General features: G+C 72.4%; 2 protein-coding genes. Both read right to left on the bottom strand.

Translation table 11 applies throughout. The annotated features are described in order from the left end of the window. A partial coding sequence (locus AB0N07_RS51160; RefSeq protein ID WP_365847867.1) for a TrkA family potassium uptake protein occupies positions 1 to 595 on the bottom strand: 595 nt, incomplete at its 3' end. After that, positions 588 to 1324 (bottom strand): potassium transporter TrkG (locus AB0N07_RS51155; protein ID WP_365847865.1); only part of this gene is annotated, 737 nt, incomplete at its 5' end. The genes AB0N07_RS51155 and AB0N07_RS51160, both read right to left, overlap by 8 nt.

Here is a 1324-nt window from a genome sequence, read left to right as displayed (position 1 = left end):
GCCACGTGCCGCGGCTGCGGACGGCGACCACGCGCATGCCCCGCTCCCCCGCGAGCCCGGTGGCTCGCAGGTCCCTGCCCAGCAGGCGCGACGGCGGCGTGGCCCGGACCATGGCCAGGCCCGGCTCGACCTCGACGAAGTCCTGGAACGACGTGCTGACCAGGTGCGCCACGCGGCGGCCCATGTCCCGCTCCGGGTGGACCACGTGCTCCACGCCGAGCTGACGCAGGATCTCGCCGTGGCGGTCGTCGTTGGCCTTGGCCCAGAGCTGGTGCGTCCCGAACCGCCGCATCAGCGAGACGGTGAGGATCGAGTCGGCGAGGTCGCCGCCGATGGCGACGACGACGTGGTCCATCTCGTGGACCGAGAGCTGGCCCATCGCCTCCTCGGCCGTGCTGTCCGCGCGGACGACGTGGGTCAGCCGGCCGTTGAGCGCCTGGACGGCCTCGGCGTCGGCGTCGACCCCCAGCACGTGGCAGTCGGACTCCATGAGCTCGAGGGCGACCCCGGAGCCGAACCGGCCGAGCCCGAGGACGGCCACGGTGGGGCGGTCGCCCCGGCGGGGGGCGAACAGGGAACGGGTGAGATCAACCAATGAGGGGCCTCTCCTTCGGGTACTCGAAGTGGCGGGTGCGGTCGGTCAGGGCCAGGCTGCCGGCGACGGTGGCGGGGCCGATGCGGCCGACGAACATGAGGAGCATGAGGATGCCCTGCGCGGCCGGCGGCAGCTGGGCGGTGATGCCGGTGGACAGGCCCACCGTGCCGAACGCGGACACGCACTCGAACAGGATCTGGTCGGTCGTGAACGAGGACAGGCCCATGAGCACCATCGTGGCGACGGCGATCGCGGTCGCGGAGAGCATGATCACGGTGATCGCCTCGCGGTGCGTGGTCCGGGAGAGCCGGCGGCCGAACGCATGGACGGCGCCCTCCCCCCGGATCTCCGCGAGCACGATGAACAGCAGGACGCTCGCCGTCGTGATCTTCACGCCCGAGGCGGTGCCGGCGGGGCCGCCGCCGATGAACATGAGCATGTCGGTGCCGAAGAGCGTCACGGGGTGCATCTGCCCGTAGTCCAGGGTGTTGAAGCCGGCGGTGCGGGTCGTGACGGACTGGAAGAACGCCGCGAGCACGCGCGAGGCCGGGTCCAGACCGCCCAGGGTCCGCGGGTTGGACCACTCGAGGACGAGGTACATGAGCGTGCCGCCCACCAGCAGCACCGCGGTGCCCACGAGCACGAGCCGGACCGTGAGGTTCCACCGCTCGGGTCGACGCAGGTCCCGCCGCAGGGTCAGCACGACCGGCAGGCCCAGGCCGCCCAAGA

Origin of the sequence: Streptomyces sp. NPDC051172 (assembly GCF_040682555.1) — a bacterium.
Taxonomy (GTDB): Bacteria; Actinomycetota; Actinomycetes; order Streptomycetales; family Streptomycetaceae; genus Streptomyces.
This window is presented reverse-complemented; position numbering and strand designations above follow the sequence as displayed.